This window comes from Vibrio sp. 1978 (assembly GCF_033344345.1).
In genome coordinates this window covers 1-558 of sequence record NZ_JAWPOP010000850.1, presented here as the reverse complement: position 1 = coordinate 558, position 558 = coordinate 1, and the positions used below count along the sequence as shown (strand labels likewise).

Here is a 558-nt window from a genome sequence, read left to right as displayed (position 1 = left end):
TCGGTAAGATGGAAGCCGCAGGCCACCAATTTACTAAAAACAACGCGAATCATTACTCCATTACGTTAGAAGAAGCACACATGCTCATGGATGCGGCTGAAGTGCCAAAATTCTATGAGCGTAAGAAGAATAACGGCAATAAACCATGGATTATCAACGTACAAAACCAAAAAGGTGGTACGGGTAAATCAATGACGGCCGTACATTTGGCTGCTTGTTTGGCGCTTAACCTAGATAAACGCTACCGCATTTGTTTGATTGACTTGGACCCTCAAGGTTCATTACGTCTGTTTTTAAACCCGCAAATCAGTGTGGCTGAGCACGACAACATTTATTCAGCGGTGGACATTATGTTAGGCAACGTGCCTGATGGAGTAGAGATCGACCGCGAATTTTTACACAAGAACGTGCTGTTGCCGACGCAATACCCGAACTTGAAGTCAATCTCCGCATTCCCAGAAGATGCTATGTTTAACGCAGAAGCGTGGCAAACGCTGTCTGAAGCCCCATCACTTGATATCGTTCGTCTATTGAAAGAACAGCTTATCGACAAGATTG

The 558-nt window shown here is 44.6% G+C and carries 1 protein-coding gene; it reads left to right on the top strand.

Going from position 1 to position 558, the window contains the following annotated elements; translation table 11 throughout:
* Positions 1-558, top strand: a 558-nt coding sequence (locus tag R8N49_RS29470; RefSeq protein WP_318190741.1) for a ParA family protein, incomplete at both ends; no start/stop codon positions are given.